This window comes from Polynucleobacter sp., assembly GCF_040400325.1.
Lineage (GTDB): Bacteria > Pseudomonadota > Gammaproteobacteria > Burkholderiales > Burkholderiaceae > Polynucleobacter.
In genome coordinates, this window is sequence record NZ_JBBAQK010000003.1 from 56,143 (window position 1) to 74,758 (window position 18,616).

The window sequence follows — 18,616 nt, forward strand, 5'->3', positions numbered from 1 at the left end:
CTAATTTAAGTAAGACATAAAGCCATAAACTGCCGACTTCGTACCATCGATAAGCGATTTTTCTTCAGCCCCTGGAAGCCAAGAACTCCACTTATTTGGCAAAATCTGGGTAAACAAAGAAACAACAAAGCACACTAAAAAACATAAAATAAAAATAAGATTGAAAGAGATTGAATCCTCTGTGATCATATTTTTTTCTTTGCTCATAACGTGACTATTTTTCATTTCATTCCCCTAAGATTTAAACCGATTTCAATGGAACCAAGGACGCCATGCCCAAACTAAAATATGGGCTACTACAGCTACAGCAGTAAAACCAACTAAACCTTGGATATACAACTGATGAAACTCCTTGGCTTCGTCATCAGTAAGGCCAGATATTGAACCTGTTCTGTGATCGCTCATAACCAATTACCTCCTTCAAAAATAGCCTTGCGGCCGTTACCGCGCTTAACCCGCGCGACATGGGCTGTAGCGTACGGCATGCCACATTCCGTTTCCAACAAATCGATGGATTTGTTGGAATTAACTTTTACTAATGAAGAAATCATGCCTCGACCTCCTCAGTAATTTCTTTGCATGAAGACTTCACTCTTACAGCTGTGATTCTCTCTTCAGCAGCCTTTTCTGCATCTTGCTCTACACGATCTCGCATCTCTTTAGCAGCAGAAATCTGGATCAGAACTGGTCTAGTTTTAATATAGTCAGCAACTAATTTCTGCGCATCTTGATCCCAAGGCAGAGAGTTAGAGCGATAAGTACGTGTTAACGAGGAATCCACCTTGTCCATATCGGTGCCCAATGGCAGGATATAAAAAAGTGCATCGAATAAACCGTTACAAAATTCCTGAATGATGTATGTAGCACCGGCATAACCCATAAATGGAGTACCGGTATGACGTCGAATAATCGCGCCAGGGAATGATGATGGAATGTAAGATGCCTTACTACCGTTTTCAGCTAAATACATTCTCTCGTTATAGCTACCAAACATCACGAGTGGAGGCTTCTCTTTAGTGAGCTTGCGCACCTCTTGATTGTTTGTTTTTTCACCAGGTTTTCTGGGAATAGCAAAGCTACAAGGTAAACCCATCTCATCTGATAAGAAATGACGAATACCACGGGTATAGGTTTCATTGGCAACGACTGCATAACTTGCAGTACTGAAAAAATCTTGGGTCACTGAACGCCATAAGTCCCAGATTGGCTTGATGGTGGTGTGCTTCTCACGCTCAATAAATGGCTCTGGATCCAATCCAAGTAACTCGCCAAGCTTGCGCAAGAATTGAGTAGTGCTATGCAGGCCTACAGGCGCTTGCAAATAAGGACGCTCCAAGGCTTCGCACAGCATGCGACCAAACTCACGATACATGCAGACATTCACATCTGCGTTAACTAGATTTTCCACTTCAGCTAAATGAGATCCTAGCGGGAAAACCATGTTGATATCAGCCCCAATGCCTTCAACTAAACGGCGAATCTCTGCAAGATCGCTCGGCATATTAAAGGTGCCATAGCAAGGTCCAATAATATTGACGCGTGGCTTTTCACCTTCTGCTCTAGGTTTGCGTTCTGGAACCTTACGGGTACCGTATTCAGTCCATAACCAATACATCGCACGGTTAGCACATTGCCATTGATCTTCATCGATGGTTCTTGGTAAGAAGCGAGCAATATTCATCCCTTCAGGAGTAACACCGCCGCCAATCATTTCTGCAATTGAGCCAGTTACTACCACTGCTGGTAGATCAGGATCTAAAGTAGCATGTGCGCGCTTCATAGCACCTTCGGTACCTTCGCGACCTAACTGCTCTTCCTCTAAACCGGTAACCACAATGGGCAACTCATGTGGAGGTAATGCATCGGTGTAATGCAACACTGAAGTGACGGGTAAGTTTTCACAACCTACAGGACCGTCAATCACTACCTGCAAACCTTTGATGGCAGTAAATACATAGACTGCACCCCAATATCCACCAGCGCGATCGTGATCGATGACAAACATTACATCATCTCCTCAGCTTTGCGCTTCTTCAATTTCTTCTCTAGCTTACGGCGTACTTCAGCCTTAAAGTCTGGGAAATCTTTTGGTACATCTTCCCAAACGCCAGATTTATAACCAGATCCAACATCACCAAAGAATGCTTTCATCTCATCAAAGCGCGCTTGATTACCAATCGCAGCATTGATCACTTGGGCCAATGAACCGGCACCTGCAGGCCCCATCAATGGCCGCGCTGAAATCAGATTCGTAAAGTACAAAGACGGTATCGAAGCTTGCTTAGCAGCCTGCACTACTGGAGTTGTTCCAATTGCTAAGTCTGGCTTGAACTCTTTCATCGCAGCTAAATCTTGCTCTAGGGAGGCGCGGAACTGAACATGAACTCCCTTTGCTTCTAGCCATTCGCGGTCTTCATTGCTCCAAGGAGTACGCGGGCATGCAGAGCCTACATAACGCACATCTGCACCACTCTCAATTAAGAGGCGGGCAACAATCAGTTCAGACCCTTCATAGCCACTCAAAGTAATCCGCCCTTTGATTGGTGCAGCAGCAAGCACACCCTTAATCGCTGGGAGAATACGATTTTGTGCAGCCGCAATTAAGTCTTGTGGGGTGTTGGTTGATTTACCAATCGCCTCTAACCAACGCGCCGTACCTTCATAACCTACCGGAGCTGATCCAACAATGTTGCGGCCAGCCGCTTCAAATTCACGAATGCAAGAGGTATAAAAAGGATGTAATGCGGCAACCGTTACACAATCAAGCGCCTGATACATTTCACGCCACTCACGAGTTGGCACTGAAGCACCTACTGCCAGGCCCATTGGCTCAATCATCATGCCAATGCCGACTGGATCAGCTGGGAAAATTTCACCTAACAAAGTAATGGTTGGCTTGCTTGAGCGACCGGTACGTGGCGCTTGTACTGGACCAGACATGACCTCATTACGCGCGTAATGAAGCATTGCACCAGCGAGTACATCTTTTGCTTCCGCGTGAGTTGGTACCCCAAATCCTGGCACATCAATACCAATAATGCGAACACCATTAATTTCTTTTGGCAATAACTGCAGTGGAACACCGCTGGCTGTTGGTACGCATAAATTAATAATGACAATCGCGTCATATTTTTCTGGATCCGCTTCTTGATAGACCGCATCGCGAATATCTTCAAATAACTTACCAGTCACTAATGTCTCTGAATTAAATGGTACATAACCAACACTGCGACGTGCGCCATAAAAATGCGAAGTAAAAGTTAATCCGTATACGCAACATGCAGAGCCTGAAAGAATCGTAGCCGTTCTGCGCATCCGTAAGCCTACCCGGAGCGCTCCAAACGCAGGACACATACTTTGCGGTTGATCATGCGGACCCTTAGGATAGTCTTTTGCATATTGCTGCAAAGTCTCAGACTTACCCGCTGCCTTAGCAGCAGCAAGCATCGCTGCTTCACCAGAGTGACAGCCCAGACCATCACCTAAAGTAGGATCAGTCTTTAACTTTTCCTCTGGGGTAATCGGAATGATCGTTTTATTCATAACAGGGTATTGCTCTCTATTCCTTTAGGCTTGATCGTAAACAACTTCAAGTGTTTTCTTGATGACTACGTCTTTGCCCATCATGTCTTTCACGGTAGCAGGCTTCAAAACAACATCGCGACCAGTAATCTCTGAAGAGAACAGACCTAGTAGCTCATCTTGAGTTAAAGGCTTAGGACGAACTGGAGGGGCTTCTGAAACATTGGTAGCAAGCTCTTCGAACAGCGAGGCCCACTGCGTGCCAGGCTGACCAATAATTTCATAGCTGGCACTCTTACGACGAATATCTTCGTTTGCAGGAATGGCAGCCAAAACTGGAATACCAGCCTTTTCAGCAAAAGCCTGGGCTTCGCCAGTGAGGTCATCTTTATTGATCACCATGCCTGCTACACCAACGTTGCCGCCTAATTTGCGGAAGTACTCTACTGCTGAGCAAACGTTATTAGCAACATAGAGAGATTGCAAATCGTTACTGGCAACCACGATCACCTTTTGGCACATATCACGTGCGATTGGCAAACCAAAACCGCCGCAAACTACGTCACCTAAAAAATCGAGCAGAACATAATCAAAACCCCAATCATGGAAGCCGAGCTTTTCTAAGGTTTCAAAGCCATGAATAATTCCACGGCCGCCGCAACCTCTTCCCACTTCTGGGCCACCAAGCTCCATCGCGAATACGCCATCACGAATAAAGCAAACATCACCAATGGAAACTGATTCACCAGCTAATTTTTTCTTCGATGAAGTTTCAATGATGGTTGGACAAGCTTTACCGCCAAACAAGAGTGAAGTGGTATCGCTTTTTGGATCGCAACCAATCAACAATACTTTCTTGCCTTGTTGAGCCATCATGTAAGACAGGTTGGCAAGCGTAAAGCTCTTACCAATACCACCTTTGCCATAAATCGCAATGATTTGGGTTTCTTTAGTCACTGGACCGGTAGAAACTGGATCAGGTTCGATAGCAGCTTCGTTTTTGAGGTCCATAAACTGAATTGTTGCTGTTGCTGGGATGCTTGCTGAACTCATTGCAGATTTCTCCAATCTAGAACCATCTTTAAACATTCTTTGTTATTGAAAGCCGTGTGATAAGCCTCGTTTGCATCATTAGGTGAAGAGCGATGTGTAATTAAGCCATCTAGTTTTAATTTTCCCGAATCAACTAAATCTTTGATTGCTACTAAATCTCCAGGCGCCCACTGCGCTGCGATACGAATGCGTGCTTCACGCATAAAGGCCTGAGGGAATGAAAAAGAAATCGTGTCATAAAAACCAGCTAATACAATTTCACCACCAGGTGCAAGACAACTAATCAGCGTGTCAATCAATCTGGCATCGCCACTGACATCTACTATTGTTTTGTATTTTTTGACTTGATCATCTTTAGGATCAATTGCATCGTAGCCAACTGCACCTTCACGTCTACTAGCATCAGTCTCCCAAACAACTGGACGCTTGCCTTTGGCAACCGCAATGCGCGCAATGAGACGACCTAATACACCATGTCCAATAATTAAATCTGGTTGCTCTTGACCTGGACCAGAAGTGACGTGGTAGCCAGTAGCTGCTAGTGCAAACAAAATAGCTTTCTCGCCAAGTTTGTCTTCGATTGCAATCACGCGTCCACTATCGACAATCACGCGTGATGCTGCACCACCAAACAAACCTTTAATTTCACCGTAGCATTTCGCTCCAGGAACAAATACTCTTTGACCTACTTTAAGTGTGGAGTCTGCACCTACTTTGACTACCCTACCCACAGATTCATAACCAGGTACCAGTGGATAGCCCATGCCAGGGAAATTTGGCATTTTTCCTGTCCACAATAATTTTTCTGTACCAGTACTAATGCCACTCCACTCCATATCAACTAAGACATCGATGGAAGTCATGGGTGTTAACTCCAAATCAGCAAGAATCACGCTTTCTGGCTTTTCCAGAACAATTGCTCTTGTTTGATACTTATCGGTCATGTCTCACTAAGCGTTCTATTTTTATATTTAATGTGTAAATAAATGTTTACACATACGTTTTTAAACCTTAATTGCCAGCTTGTCATCTAGGGGTTTTCTCTACTAAATCAAGTATTTTTGAAGACCTATACGGACACGTTTTTTAAGTTAGCCTTATGTACCAAGTGTGGCAGGTTTATTGCACCGCAATATTTGTGCATTTAATGGCATATAAGAATTTAATAATTCGATGCCAGTAAAACCAGCATCGCTTAATAAGCCTCTAATTTCAGCCTCAGTTCGCGGGCTTCCTCTTCCCATTGCTAACAGATAAAACCCGAAATAAGCATGGCCCATCGCCTCAAAACCTTTGGTCTCAGCCATGGGTTCTGCAAGCAATAAAGTACCTCCGGGATTGAGGGCATCGAATACATTGGCAAGCAATTGGCTTACCCGAACATCATCATGATCAAATATCACTCGAACAAGAGTCGCTAGGTCACATCCCTTAGGAAGAGAATCTTGAAAAAAGTTACCGCCAATCGCTTGTGCTCGGCTTGATAAGCCGATTTCTTTAAAATGTGCGTTTGATAACTCTGCTACCCCAGGAATATCAAATAACTTAAAGCTTAGGTGAGGATATTGGGCGGCTAACCTTTTGACAAAGGCGCCCTGCCCGCCACCTATATCTAGAACAACTTGATGTTTACCCATGGGATAGGCATCCATAATCTCGTCTGTGACTAAGGATTGGGTATGCGCCATTAATTTGGAGTAATCGGCCACCTTTTCAGCAGATAAGCTTTCTGGCGCTGCCCCCTGCTCTGGGGTGATATAGGGCCAGTATTCATTCAAGGTCGCAGAACTTGTATCACCTTGCAAAAGAGCTATTGGATCGGAGAGGTCACGATAAAAATCAGCATGATGCTTAACCATATCGAGAATAGCGATATTTCCAACTAGTGGCGCGCTCATCATGCTGAGGGCATAACGATCCTCACTGCGCTTAGCTAATAACTTAATAGCCACAGCAGCATCCAATAAACGCCGCAAGCCGGCTGGCTTTAATGGAATTTGTTTTTTCAGCTCATCAAAGCTAAGAGCGCCATTAGCCAAAATATCAAAAAGATTTAGTTGTGTACAGGCAAGAAGGACTTGGGTGTAAACAAAGCCTGCCATCAAATCAAAGATATCTGAGGCTTGCTTTCTTACTAACCAACGAGTGAGTGGAAAACGTATGGCCCACCGCTGAAAGCTTGGTGAGGCAATTAAACTATTTCGCCAATCGAAGAAGCTTTCCATGAATGGCAATTTATAAGTTAGAAAAAGCAGGCTTAAATTTAAGAATTGCTAGTTTGGCGGAAAAGAATCTTTCTCTCTGTATCCTTAAACCAATCTGAAGGTACTAAACGCTCAGACTCTTGCCTTACTAGGCCACGCAACATTTTCTCACCTTTACAATGCGGTATAGAGGCAATTGACTTTTGAACTAACTCGTCAAAACGTTGTACTGCTCCGCTCAAACCCAAATCTTTTGCAGAGCTTGGGCGATTATGGGCAACATCTTGCCCGGAGGGTTTACCCAAAACACTTTGGTCGGCAATCACATCACGAATATCATCTGCCACTTGATAAGACTCGCCTAACCACTGACCCAGAGGTCTCCAAGTAGCTGCATCAGCGCCTGCAGCTTGAGCACCCGCAGCAGTTGCAGCCTCAAACAAAGAGCCAGTTTTAGCGCGTTGATAATCGCTCAAATCTACTTTTGGCTCGCACTCCCAAGCTTGACCAGCAACAATACCATGAGGTGACCCAACGCTCATTGCAATAGTGTTCATCAGAGGCGCTAAACGGAAAATTGAACGAGTACCCGAACTTGCTAAGCACTGAAACGCTAAAACGATCAAGGCATCCCCTGCAAGAACAGCGATGCGCTCACCATAAGCTGCATGTACCGAAGGTCTGCCACGGCGTAAGGCTGCATCATCAAAGCAAGGTAAATCATCATGCACTAAAGAAGCACAATGCAATAACTCAATTGCGCTAGCTGCTGCATTGGATAAGACGGGATCATCATCACCACAAGCAGATGCCACCGCTAAGCATAATTGAGGGCGAATTCTGGCGCCACCGGGAAATACCGAGTAATGCATTGCCTCCTGCAAGAGCTGTGGCCCCTGTTTAGATTGGGCCAAATGCATTGCTTCCTCAAGACTTTGATTAATTCGATCTAACATGCTCATAGTCAATTTTGTGATGAAGTGTCGTGTTTAAAAAAGAGTCCTACTGATATCAATTGATTAGGCAGCTAAAGGCGCGTTGTCGTAAATACCTTCTAAACGATCCTCAAGCTCATCGTTTGCTTCCTGCATCTTCTTGAGCATCTCTGAATCAGGCTGCCAATAATTTCTTTGTGAGGCTTCAGTCAATCGATTGGCTAAACGCGCTGCTGCGGTAGGGTTAAGTTTTGCCAAACGCTCACGCATTTCTGGGTTCAACATGAAGGTTTCTGTCAGCTGCTTATAGACCCAAGGTTGAACTTGACCAGTAGTGGCTGACCAGCCCATAGTATTGGTAATATGCACCTCAATTTGGCGCACGCCCTCATAGCCACTTTCTAACATGCCTTCATACCATTTTGGATTGAGCATGCGAGTACGAGTTTCTAGGGAGACTTGTTCTGAGAGCGATCTGACAGCGCCCTCACCTTTAGTTTGATCGCCAATGAAGACTGGCACATCTACTCCGCCTTTGGCGCGCTTTACGGCCCTAGTAATTCCGCCCAAGGTATCGAAATAGTTGTCGATAGTTGTAACGCCTAGCTCCATTGAGTCCAGATTTTGATACGTCATTTGCACATCAGATAAAACGCTCTTCAATAGAGCATTGTTCTGAATCGGTATCCCAGAGCGTCCAAAGGCAAAACCTTTTCTGCGCGTATAGGTTTCTGCTAACTCGTCTTCTTCTTCCCACACGCTGTTTTCAACCATATTGCTCACGTTAGAACCATAAGCACCATCGGCGTTTCCATAAACCCGTAATGAGGCAGTCTCTAGATCACAGCCATGTTCTTTTTGATAAGCCAAGGCATGCTTGCGAATAAAGTTTTGCTCAAGGGGCTCATCTTCTGCAGAGGCTGCCATAAATGCGGCTTCAGCCAACAACTTAATTTGCAATGGCAAGAGGTCACGGAAGATACCAGATAGGGTAATGACTACGTCAATTCTGGGGCGCCCTAACTCACTTAATGGAATCAGTTGAGCACCAGCTAAACGACCATAGCTATCAAAGCGGGGTTTAGCACCCATTAATGCGAGCGCTTGACCAATTTGGCCACCTTCCGATTTCAAATTATCACTGCCCCATAAAACCATCGCAATAGATTCTGGTAGTGAGTCGCTGTCTTCTTGGTATTTATCCAGAATGCGCTGAGCCTGCTTAGCACCATCTTTGACAGCAAAGACGCTTGGGATTCTGAAAGGATCAAAACCATGCAAGTTACGACCTGTCGGTAGTACTTCAGGATTGCGCATCACATCACCACCTGCTGCCGGGCGAATGAAGCGTCCATCGAGTGAATCTAACATACCAGCGACTTCAGTCTCTGCAGACATCAGCTCATTGGACTTGACCATCTTGCCAAATAGCTCTTCTAGTATTTCGCGGGTGCCAAGTTCTAGTAACTCTGGATGGGCATCAATCACCTTGCCAAAATTCTCACCATTCATCAGTGCCTCTACTACGGCATCTTCCACTGGATGATCCAAGGCGACATCAGCCATAGCTTTTAACAAACCAAAGCGCTCTGCAAGAGGAGGAACTGCGCCAACTACATGCAAGCCATGCGGAATTAAGGTGTACTCAAGCTCAAGCAATTCGTTAAAGAGATTGCTCACTATATTTTGTAAACCATCTAGGTCCGTCTTATCCCATACAGGTTCCGCTTTGCAAAGATCAATCTCGGCCGCTTGAGCCTGAATCAGATCACCTAAATCAATACATTCGTGATCCGCGTGTTTATCTAATGATCTAAAGCGCTCAATCGAGGCTTTCAAATCAGCAAGGCCGGCATATAAACCGGCTTGAGTTACTGGAGGGGTTAAATAACTAATGAGGGTTGCACCAGAGCGGCGTTTTGCAATTGCGCCCTCAGAAGGATTATTCGATGCATACAAATAAATATTGGGTAGATCATTAATTAGGCGATCTGGCCAACACGCCCCACTCATACCTGTTTGCTTGCCTGGCATGAACTCGAGGGCGCCATGGGTGCCAAAGTGAATCACTGCCGTAGCAGCAAAGTCTTCACGTAAGTAACGGTAGTAAGCAGAAAATGCATGTGTTGGTGCAAAGCCACGCTCAAACAGCAAGCGCATTGGATCGCCCTCATAACCAAAAGAAGGTTGAACTGAAATCAGAATATTGCCAAACTGCTTACCTAGAACAAAGATGGAGCTACCGTTTGAGAGTTGCTTACCAGGAGCCGGACCCCATTGTGCTTCAATCTCTTTTAACCAGCGCTCACGCCTGACATGGTCATCCACCGGAATTAAGGCATGCACGTTAGCATCTGCGCCATATTGCTGAGCATTGCCTTTCAGAATCGAATCACGCAACTCATCAACCGATTCTGGAACATCAACGGTGTAACCGCGCTCTTTCATGCCAAGCAATAAGTTTTGCACCGACTGAAATACGCTTAAGTAAGCTGCACTACCAATATTGCCGGCATTCGGTGGGAAGTTAAACAGCACAATACCCACCTTACGCTCTGCGCGCTCTGAACGACGCAGATCAACTAATTTACCAACGCGTGCAGCCAACATGCCGACACGCTCAGTACAAGTAAACATATCTTGTGGGTTATGGTCATCTGTAAATGAGCACTGCTTATGGCAGCCAGTACATGTGGTACCCGATGCGCCAGGGCGTCCGCCATAAACCATCGGAATCGTAGAGCCATCCAACTCAGGGATAGCAACCATGATGGTGCTCTCTACTGGGAGTAAGCCGCGCTCGGAACTACCCCACTGCTCTAGATTCTGAAACTCAACCGGGTGAGCAGCGATGTAAGGAATATCTAATTTAGCTAATACTTCTTCAGCAGCATGGGCGTCGTTATAAGCAGGTCCACCTACCAAAGAGAAGCCTGTTAATGAAATCATAGCATCGATGGTTGGCTTGCCATCTTGAGTAAAGTAATCATCAATTGCGGGACGAGCATCTAGGCCAGCAGAAAATGCAGGAACTACTTGTAGGCCTTGTGCCTCTAATGCAGCAATGACCGGATCATAGTGACCACTGTTACCGGAGACCAAGTAAGAGCGCAGCACTAAGAGCCCTACTCGACCCCGTGCTTTAGCATCTGGCACTACTTTTGGTAAATCACTTAAATTGCTACTCAAGCGATTTTTCATGCGGGGGTGATACACACCAGAATCTGGATACTCTACTGGATCAAGTGCCTTGGCAGTTTTACGCAAAGCCTCGCGCGAGCCAGAGGCATAGCGATTAATCAGGTTAACCATCATGTTGTACATGTTCTCTTGAGAACCGCCCAACCAGTACTGCAATGATAAGAAATAGACCCTCAGATCTTGGGCAGTGCCCGGCACAAAGCGCAACATCTGCGGAATCACGCGCAGCATCTTCATTTGCTTAGCGCCAGCAGTTGAGCTCTTGCTCTTGCCATCTTTATCTTTGGCACTGGGGCGTAATTTTTTCAGCATGGCCATCAAACCGCTGGCTGGCTTACTCATATCTAACTTACCAATTTTAGTGAGCTTAGTAACATCTCCTGCGGACATAGCGCAAACCATGGCATCGCAATGATCACGCCTTGCTTTGAGATCATCCAAGATTGGTAAATAGTGATCTTCAAGGAATAACATTGTGGCAATCACAATATTGCCGCTAGCAATGTCATCTTTACACTTTTGTAAACGCTCAGCATTACCAGCAAATTCACTAGCCGAATGAATGGTCAGTATTGCTCCTGGAATCGCCTTCTTGAGATCCTGATAAGCGCGGTTTGCAGCACTATTTAAATGGGTATCCATCGTAACCAGCACTAGCTTGATAGGCTCATGCAAGTTAGAGGATTTTGTTTTAGTCAGCATCGAATAATTTTTATCAGAAAGGTTAAAGCTAAATAACTTTGCTCTGCACTCTTTTTTAGTATTTTTGTCTCAAGTTGATTCTTTAAGAATCCTACAATACTGTCAACTAAAATTGACATCTAATTCACTAGAAAGCTATCATTTAAGGGTAAATCCTAATAAAAAATGAATGCCAGTATATTTACACCGTTAGTTGCTAATAAAGAGTTTTATTGCACTGCAATAAGTCACTTTCAGTACAAAAATTTCAAGGAATCTGAATGGCACGTAATTACCCTTTCTCTGCAATCGTTGGGCAGGAGGATATGAAGTTAGCAATCTTGATTGCAGCACTTGATCCTAGTGTTGGGGGTGTACTCGTCATGGGCGATCGCGGTACTGGGAAATCCACAGCAGTTCGTGCGCTAGCAGCATTACTCCCGAAAATGAATACCGTACAAGAATGTGTCTATGCTTGCGATCCAAATGCCCCAGCAGGAACCTGCCCTATTTGCGATGAACTGCGAACAAAGCTCAAGGTTGGCGGAAAACTCAAAACCATTAAGAAACCAGTCCCCGTAGTTGACTTGCCATTGGGCGCTACTGAAGACCGCGTAATTGGCGCATTAGATATTGAAAAAGCCCTGAGCTCTGGAGAGAAAGCTTACGAGCCTGGTTTGCTTGCTAAAGCACATCGTGGCTTTCTGTATATCGATGAGGTCAATCTTTTAGAAGATCATTTAGTTGACTTATTAATTGACGTTGCTGCTTCCGGGGAAAACGTCGTTGAAAGAGAAGGCTTAAGTATTCGTCACCCTGCCAAATTTGTCTTAGTGGGCAGCGGCAATCCTGAAGAAGGCGAACTGCGCCCTCAACTACTCGATCGTTTTGGTCTAGCAGTCGAAGTCAAGACACCGCAAGAACCTAAAGCTCGAGTAGAAATTATCAAGCGACGTGATGAGTTTGAGCGCAATCAAGCTAAGTTCATGGAGATCTGGGGAAAAGAAGACGACATCATTCAACATCAGATCCAAGCTGGTAAAAAGAAATTGCCTTCCGTCAAAGTCGATGACGCCATGCTGGAAAAAGTCACTCAACTTTGTAGTCACCTAGGTACTGATGGTTTACGTGGAGAGTTAACGCTGCTGAGAGCAATGCGCGCCTATGCTGCACTGTGTGGAAAAAATCATGTGACAATTGAACATCTGAAGAAGATTGCAGTGCCCGCTCTTCAACATCGTCTCAGACGTAATCCTTTGGATGACTCTAGTTCTGGCGTCAGGGTCAAAAGAGCTATAGAAGAGTTGTTTTCCGAAACAACGAAGTAAATTTAATAAGTAAGCTTAATCAGCAAATACTGTCTTTTGGAAAATCAAGAACAAACGCAAGAGATTAGTAAGAGCGCCAAACTCGAAACTTGGTTGCGCGCACTCCAGGTCGCTCAGCTCTTAGTTATTAACCCACACGGTTTGGGTGGCGTCATCCTGCGAGCACGCTCTGGTCCAGTGCGGGATCGTTGGTTAGCTTATCTCAATACCGTTACTCAATTGGGTGGTATGCGCCTGCCACTGCGTAAGATGCCGCTTGGAATCTCCGATGAAAATTTGATTGGTGGTATCGATCTTGATCAAACATTGCGCACCGGCAAAGCTGTTCACAGACAAGGACTGCTTGCTCAATGCGATCAGCAACTACTACTTATGCCAATGGCTGAGAGAGTTGAAGTAGGCGCTGTAGCAAAAGTAGTCAGTGCTTTGGATAATGGATTCATCTTAATTGAGCGTGATGGTCAAAGCCGCAGAATTGAAAGTCACTTTGGAGTTGTGGCCTTGGATGAAGGTATTGAAGATGACGAACAACCGAATGAAAAAATTCGGCAAAGAGTAGCCTTTCTGTTAAATCTCGATATCCTCGGCTGGAGAGATTTACCAGAAACCGATGACGACTTTGTACCTGATGCACACTCACTTCAAGATACGCGTAAGAATTTCTCCAAAATCACTGTCAGTGAAGATAGTCTGAATGCCTTAGTGGGTGTTGCCGAGCAGTTGGGCGTGACATCGATCCGCGCACTCAGTCTGGCAATCAATACCGCTAAGTGTTTGGCTGCTTTTGATAGAGATGATGAAGTCACAAGCATGCACTTGCAACGCGCGATTGCCTTGGTTTTATCACCACGCGCCACAAGGATGCCGCAAAGCGCTCCCCCAGAAGAGGAGGAAATTCCGCCTGAGCAAGAAGCAGATGAGCAGCCTGAGAATGCACAAGATCGATTAGATCAAGAGCCGCCACCTCCAGATCCGACTGAAGATCAGAAGCAGGAAGATCAAGAACCAGAAAGTAATACAGAAACTCCTCAAGCCCTTGAAGATGAAATCTTAGAGGCAGCTCAGGCAGCAATCCCTGCAGATATCTTGGCTCGTCTTGCTGATTTAGCTGATCCTAAAACGCCCAAAGGGATGGGTGGTAAAGCTGGTGCTGTCAAAGTAGGCAGAATACGTGGTCGTCCGCTGGGTAATATGCCTGGTATGCCTGAGGGTGGCAAAACACTGAGCATCATTGATACCTTACGAGCCGCCGTTCCTTGGCAAAGGGTTCGTCTTGCAGAAATACTGGCTGCTGGTAAAACCATTCCTGCTGGAAAAATTGTGATCCGCAAAGAAGACTTTCGGGTCAAACGTTATCAAGAGCGCACTCAAACTTTAACGATGTTTATCGTCGATGCTTCTGGCTCTTCTGCAATGCATCGCCTTGCAGAAGCGAAGGGTGCTGCAGAACTCCTACTAGCCGAATGCTATATCCGACGAGATCAAGTAGCAGTAATGTCATTTAGAGGCAGCGTTGCTGAACTGATCTTAGCCCCTACCCGCTCTTTAGTAAAAGCTAAGCGGGCTTTAAGTGGACTACCTGGTGGTGGTGGGACCCCCTTATCTCGCGCGATTGATGAGTCTTTTGAAGTTGCAAGTGTATCGATGAGAAAAGGATTAACCCCCACCTTGGTTTTCTTAACCGATGGCCGTGCCAATATTGCTAAAGATGGCTCTCCTGGTAGACCAAAAGCAATGGAAGATGCGCAGCAGTCAGCACGGGCCGCTTCTTATTATTCTTTTAAGTCCTTGTGGATTGATACTTCACCGCAAGCTCGGGATGAAGGTAGGGTAATGGCAGCCTTACTAGGTTCGATGTACTTACCACTACCGAATGCAGGAGCAAATGAAGTTTCTCAAGCAATCATGCAAGGGCTCAAAAAGTCTTAGCCCTTAGGTTCAGTCAGCCCTGCAAGAATGAGTTGCGCCACCTTGCTTGACTCAAGCTCATGCATGATATGACCACCCTCCCACTTCAAAATCTCTGCAGTTGGAAAATAATCCCGAATAATCTTCTCTAAGGGTTTTACTGGAATCCACGCATCCTGATTGCCTAAGACGCAAATTAATTTACCTTGATACAACTTGGCTTCCTCTAATACTGTTTGAATATCAGCTGCTGCCATAAAATTCATTGAGCCACGTACATGGTCTGAACGCTCAAAGAGTTTTCGGTAATAGACTCTGCGAGCCTCTGGCAAGATGGTATTGGTTGAATCTAGCAACTTATCTACCATCCCTATGCTAGGGGAAAGCGAAGCAAGTAAGCTAGAAAGGGTTGAGGATCGCGTAATGGGGCCTAACAGTGGTCCAAAGAAACTGGTATAGACAGCTGGCGGCGGAATAAAAGAAGGATTTAAAGCAATCACCAACTTAGGCGGCTTTAATGCGGCCACTGCAAAACGAAGTGCTAAGGGCGCTCCAGCAGAGTGCCCTACTACGATTGACGGCGCTTCAATTCCTAATTGATCGATGAGTAATTGCAATGAATGCGCTATCTCATCAAGCTTTAGATCTTCTAATTTTGCTCCCAAGGTAAAGGCATGACCTGGCAAATCCGGCACGAGGACTTGGGCATCGTTTTCCAACAAAGGAATCAGGTCTGAAAAAGAGTGAGTTGAACTGCCAGTGCCATGAAGTAGCAAAACAACAGGGCCTTTACCTGTAAGCTGAATATGCCAATCCAAATCTCCGACGGTGACAACACTGCTGTGTTGTCGATTGGGCCAATCTAAGGGTATTCGTTTCATTGCTTATAAAAACTCTTTGAGTGCCGCAAGACCAATGCTTGGCTGCTCTTCTTGCGGTAAGTGGCCAATATTAGGTAAGGATACTCTTTTAGCATTGGGCATCACCTTCAAGTAGTCATCTGAATTTGCAATAGGAATAAAAGCATCTTTTTCACCCCAGATTAATAGCGTCGGGACCTTGATGTTCGCTAAAGATGGTACTGGGTCTTGCAAAACAGTTTGTTGCATTCGAGCCAAGATTGCGCCCCTCACCCCGGGGGCTAACATCAAATCATAGTAACGATTCACCAAAGCATTATTTAATGTTTTTGGATTAGCGTAGGCTGGCTCAAGGTTCATCTCTAAAAAGGTTTTAGAAAAGAAATAACGATAGAGCTGAGCGATTGCTGGAATTTCTATCTTTTTACCGTACTTTATTCCAGGGCTAGCATAGCCATCCGGAGATATGAGCACCAGCTTAACCACCTGATCTGGATAACGAGCTGCAAATTGCCAAGCAAACTTTCCGCCCATAGAATTACCCACTAGCACTACCTTGAGAATCTTCAGCTCTTTGAGGAAAGCTTCTATTACTTCTACGCTTCTCTGATCGGTATAGATGCCGCTAGGGTCTTCTCCAGTGAGACCAAATCCTGGCAAGTCAATGGATATCACACGGTAGTCATTCCTTAAATACTCTGACCAGGCATCCCATGTCTGCAAGCTTGCCCCAAAGCCATGCAAAAATAGTATGGGTATTGGATTTTTGGAAGGCCCAGTATCTTGGTAATGAATTTTGACCCCTAATGCATTGGCATAAGCATTTTTAGGTGAGCTATATATTTTTTCTAACTCTGCTTTAGATTTATCCGGAGTCCATAAATAGAGGGCAGCAAGCACTATAAATGATGTGAATACAAGAGCAATGATCTTGAGCGCTTTTAGGAACATCGATTTCTAGCCTTAAAATAATAATAATTAATATTTACCAAAACTAAGACTGTAATAGAAAAATGACTTCCACTACTGATCAAGCACTTGCAATTATTACCGGGGCCTCGTCTGGCGTTGGCTTATATGCCGCTAAGGCCCTACTAGCTCGAAATTGGCGACTGATTCTGGCGGTCAGAGATCCCCAAAAAATGGAGTTAGTTGCTAAGGCACATCAATTGGATTCAAGCCAATTTGAAATCTGGCAGTTAGACCTTGGAAATCTCGATAGCGTTAGAGCATCTGTACAGCGCTTTAATGACAGCGGTCAACAACTCAATGCTTTGCTCTGTAATGCAGCGACTTACCTGCCACTCTTGAAAGAACCAGCGCGCTCCCCTCAGGGATTCGAGATTAGCGTAGCAACCAATTATTTCGGACATTATGTTTTAAGCAGAATGCTACTCAATAATCTCATCCAAACTGCTAAAGAGCATCAGCATGCGCGTCTCATTACATTAGGTACAGTGACAGCAAACTCAGAAGAATTCGGTGGCAAAGTTCCTATCCCAGCTCCTGCTGATATTGGTGCTCTAGAAGGTCTAATGGCTGGCTTTAAAGTACCGATTGCCATGATCAACGGAAAACCATTTAAACCCGGCAAGGCATACAAAGATAGTAAGTTATGTAATATGGTCATGAATCGAGAGTTACAAAAAAGATATCACTTTAGTACTGGCGTGATCTTTAACACTCTATATCCTGGATGTGTAGCTGAAACAGCGCTGTTTAGAGACACCCCGCCACTCTTCCAAAAAATATTCCCCTGGTTTCAGAAAAATATTACTAAAGGGTATGTGAGCCAAGAGCTTGCTGGCGAACGGGTTGCTCAAGTGGTAGCAGATCCTCGCTTTACCCAATCAGGTGTTCACTGGAGCTGGGGCAATCGTAACTCAGCTATCAGAGAGCCTTTCGCTCAAGAGCTTTCCATGAAAGCCAAGAGCGAGAAGCTCAGTAAAGACCTCTGGGAGATTACTGCCAAGCTGGTTGGCATGCCCAATGATTAAGTAACTTAGTTAATCAAAGCCGAGCAAATCAAATATATCCCGATCTTTCATTGGGATCGATGGCAATGGATCCGCTCCGAGCCAGAGTGCCGCAGCTAAACGCATGTACTCTTGCTGGACTAATTCAAGCTCAGGAGAGTATTCCATCTCAAATAAAGTCGATTTTTTAAGACGGCTACGACGAATCACGTCCAGGTCTGGAAAGTGCGCCATTGTCTTTAATCCTACTTGCGCATTAAATTTGTCGATTTGATCAGTATCTTTGCTGCGATTGGCAATCACGCCTCCCAATCGAACGTTATAGTTTTTTGCCTTCGCACCAATCGCTTGAATAATTCGATTCATCGCAAAAATAGAGTCAAAGTCATTAGCAGTAACAATCAACGCACGATCCGCATGTTGTAGCGGTGCAGCGAAGCCGCCGCAAACGACGTCACCCAAAACGTCAAAAATCACGACATCGGTATCATCCAGCAAATGATGCTCCTTAAGGAGTTTCACGGTTTGACCAACCACATAGCCACCACAACCTGTTCCGGCTGGAGGACCACCTGCTTCTACGCACATCACACCGTTATAGCCTTCATACACAAAGTCTTCAACGCGTAATTCTTCAGAATGAAAGTCTACTTTCTCAAGCACATCGATTACCGTCGGCATGAGTTTTTTGGTCAGGGTAAATGTCGAGTCATGCTTAGGATCACAACCAATCTGTATCACCCGTTTTCCTAATTTAGAAAAAGCAACTGATAAGTTAGATGAGGTAGTACTCTTACCAATTCCACCTTTGCCATAAATTGCAAATACCTTAGCCTTACCGATTTTTAAATTCGGATCAAGCTGAACCTGCAGGCTGCCCTCACCATCCGGTGGCGCACTACGAGCATCTGAAATTGGTATGTTGATTGCTTTCATTTTTGATTGCCT

Annotated in this window: 15 protein-coding genes; 3 read left to right on the forward strand and 12 right to left on the reverse strand. The window is 45.1% G+C overall.

Annotated features, from left to right (window positions below; translation table 11 throughout):
- The 9 genes from ABWP14_RS04015 to ABWP14_RS04055 form a co-directional block, all read right to left on the reverse strand.
- The gene (locus ABWP14_RS04015; RefSeq protein WP_353201697.1) at nt 1-225 is read right to left on the reverse strand and encodes a hypothetical protein; all 225 of its coding nucleotides are present in this window, start codon (nt 223-225) and stop codon (nt 1-3) included.
- Between the two features lie 27 nt (nt 226-252).
- Nucleotides 253-405, reverse strand: coding sequence for a light-harvesting antenna LH1, beta subunit (gene pufB, locus ABWP14_RS04020; protein ID WP_353201698.1), 153 nt, complete (start codon nt 403-405; stop codon nt 253-255).
- A gap of 142 nt (nt 406-547) precedes the next feature.
- Nucleotides 548-2,005 (reverse strand): chlorophyllide a reductase subunit Z, encoded by a 1,458-nt coding sequence (gene bchZ / locus ABWP14_RS04025; protein WP_353201699.1) that lies wholly within the window; start codon nt 2,003-2,005, stop codon nt 548-550.
- Nucleotides 2,005-3,543, reverse strand: a complete 1,539-nt coding sequence (bchY, locus tag ABWP14_RS04030; RefSeq protein ID WP_353201700.1) for a chlorophyllide a reductase subunit Y — start codon at nt 3,541-3,543, stop codon at nt 2,005-2,007. The genes bchZ and bchY overlap by 1 nt, the downstream gene beginning before the upstream one ends.
- A 24-nt stretch (nt 3,544-3,567) precedes the next feature.
- Nucleotides 3,568-4,575, reverse strand: a complete 1,008-nt coding sequence (locus ABWP14_RS04035) for a chlorophyllide a reductase iron protein subunit X (protein WP_353201701.1) — start codon at nt 4,573-4,575, stop codon at nt 3,568-3,570.
- A complete protein-coding gene (gene bchC, locus ABWP14_RS04040) occupies nt 4,572-5,519 on the reverse strand; it encodes a chlorophyll synthesis pathway protein BchC (RefSeq protein ID WP_353201702.1) in 948 nt (315 codons plus the stop codon). Before bchC ends, ABWP14_RS04035 begins: the two co-directional genes overlap by 4 nt.
- A gap of 153 nt (nt 5,520-5,672) precedes the next feature.
- Nucleotides 5,673-6,800 (reverse strand): methyltransferase, encoded by a 1,128-nt coding sequence (locus tag ABWP14_RS04045; protein WP_353201703.1) that lies wholly within the window; start codon nt 6,798-6,800, stop codon nt 5,673-5,675.
- Nucleotides 6,801-6,838: 38 nt separating this feature from the next.
- Nucleotides 6,839-7,741, reverse strand: a complete 903-nt coding sequence (locus tag ABWP14_RS04050; RefSeq protein WP_353201704.1) for a polyprenyl synthetase family protein — start codon at nt 7,739-7,741, stop codon at nt 6,839-6,841.
- A gap of 57 nt (nt 7,742-7,798) precedes the next feature.
- The gene (locus ABWP14_RS04055) at nt 7,799-11,617 is read right to left on the reverse strand and encodes a magnesium chelatase subunit H (protein ID WP_353201705.1); all 3,819 of its coding nucleotides are present in this window, start codon (nt 11,615-11,617) and stop codon (nt 7,799-7,801) included.
- Nucleotides 11,618-11,877: 260 nt separating this feature from the next.
- On the opposite strand from ABWP14_RS04055, the gene bchI reads away from it, so the two are divergent.
- Together bchI and ABWP14_RS04065 are read left to right on the forward strand one after the other, a co-directional pair.
- A complete protein-coding gene (bchI, locus tag ABWP14_RS04060) occupies nt 11,878-12,924 on the forward strand; it encodes a magnesium chelatase ATPase subunit I (RefSeq protein WP_353201706.1) in 1,047 nt (348 codons plus the stop codon).
- Between the two features lie 36 nt (nt 12,925-12,960).
- Nucleotides 12,961-14,853, forward strand: a complete 1,893-nt coding sequence (locus tag ABWP14_RS04065) for a magnesium chelatase subunit D (protein WP_353201707.1) — start codon at nt 12,961-12,963, stop codon at nt 14,851-14,853.
- Here ABWP14_RS04065 and ABWP14_RS04070 read toward each other — a convergent pair.
- A complete protein-coding gene (locus tag ABWP14_RS04070) occupies nt 14,850-15,713 on the reverse strand; it encodes an alpha/beta fold hydrolase (RefSeq protein ID WP_353201708.1) in 864 nt (287 codons plus the stop codon). The two genes, ABWP14_RS04065 and ABWP14_RS04070, sit on opposite strands and share 4 nt — an antisense overlap.
- A 3-nt stretch (nt 15,714-15,716) precedes the next feature.
- Nucleotides 15,717-16,643, reverse strand: coding sequence for an alpha/beta fold hydrolase (locus tag ABWP14_RS04075; RefSeq protein WP_353201709.1), 927 nt, complete (start codon nt 16,641-16,643; stop codon nt 15,717-15,719).
- 62 nt (nt 16,644-16,705) lie between these two features.
- Between ABWP14_RS04075 and ABWP14_RS04080 the strand changes: the two genes are divergently transcribed.
- On the forward strand, nt 16,706-17,689 hold the full coding sequence (locus tag ABWP14_RS04080) for a protochlorophyllide reductase (protein WP_353201710.1): 984 nt from the start codon (nt 16,706-16,708) through the stop codon (nt 17,687-17,689).
- Nucleotides 17,690-17,698: 9 nt separating this feature from the next.
- Here ABWP14_RS04080 and bchL read toward each other — a convergent pair whose 3' ends face one another.
- On the reverse strand, nt 17,699-18,604 hold the full coding sequence (gene bchL, locus ABWP14_RS04085) for a ferredoxin:protochlorophyllide reductase (ATP-dependent) iron-sulfur ATP-binding protein (RefSeq protein ID WP_353201711.1): 906 nt from the start codon (nt 18,602-18,604) through the stop codon (nt 17,699-17,701).
- Between the last annotated feature and the right edge of the window lie 12 nt (nt 18,605-18,616).

Coding starts and splice junctions, on each gene's coding strand:
- ABWP14_RS04055 (WP_353201705.1), bottom strand. CDS start 11,617: ATGCTGACTAAAACAAAATCCTCTAACTTGCATGAGCCTATCAAGCTA.
- bchI (WP_353201706.1), top strand. CDS start 11,878: ATGGCACGTAATTACCCTTTCTCTGCAATCGTTGGGCAGGAGGATATG.
- bchL (WP_353201711.1), bottom strand. CDS start 18,604: ATGAAAGCAATCAACATACCAATTTCAGATGCTCGTAGTGCGCCACCG.
- ABWP14_RS04050 (WP_353201704.1), bottom strand. CDS start 7,741: ATGAGCATGTTAGATCGAATTAATCAAAGTCTTGAGGAAGCAATGCAT.
- ABWP14_RS04045 (WP_353201703.1), bottom strand. CDS start 6,800: ATGGAAAGCTTCTTCGATTGGCGAAATAGTTTAATTGCCTCACCAAGC.
- ABWP14_RS04080 (WP_353201710.1), top strand. CDS start 16,706: ATGACTTCCACTACTGATCAAGCACTTGCAATTATTACCGGGGCCTCG.
- bchY (WP_353201700.1), bottom strand. CDS start 3,543: ATGAATAAAACGATCATTCCGATTACCCCAGAGGAAAAGTTAAAGACT.
- pufB (WP_353201698.1), bottom strand. CDS start 405: ATGAGCGATCACAGAACAGGTTCAATATCTGGCCTTACTGATGACGAA.
- bchC (WP_353201702.1), bottom strand. CDS start 5,519: ATGACCGATAAGTATCAAACAAGAGCAATTGTTCTGGAAAAGCCAGAA.
- ABWP14_RS04015 (WP_353201697.1), bottom strand. CDS start 225: ATGAAAAATAGTCACGTTATGAGCAAAGAAAAAAATATGATCACAGAG.
- ABWP14_RS04035 (WP_353201701.1), bottom strand. CDS start 4,575: ATGAGTTCAGCAAGCATCCCAGCAACAGCAACAATTCAGTTTATGGAC.
- ABWP14_RS04075 (WP_353201709.1), bottom strand. CDS start 16,643: ATGTTCCTAAAAGCGCTCAAGATCATTGCTCTTGTATTCACATCATTT.
- bchZ (WP_353201699.1), bottom strand. CDS start 2,005: ATGTTTGTCATCGATCACGATCGCGCTGGTGGATATTGGGGTGCAGTC.
- ABWP14_RS04070 (WP_353201708.1), bottom strand. CDS start 15,713: ATGAAACGAATACCCTTAGATTGGCCCAATCGACAACACAGCAGTGTT.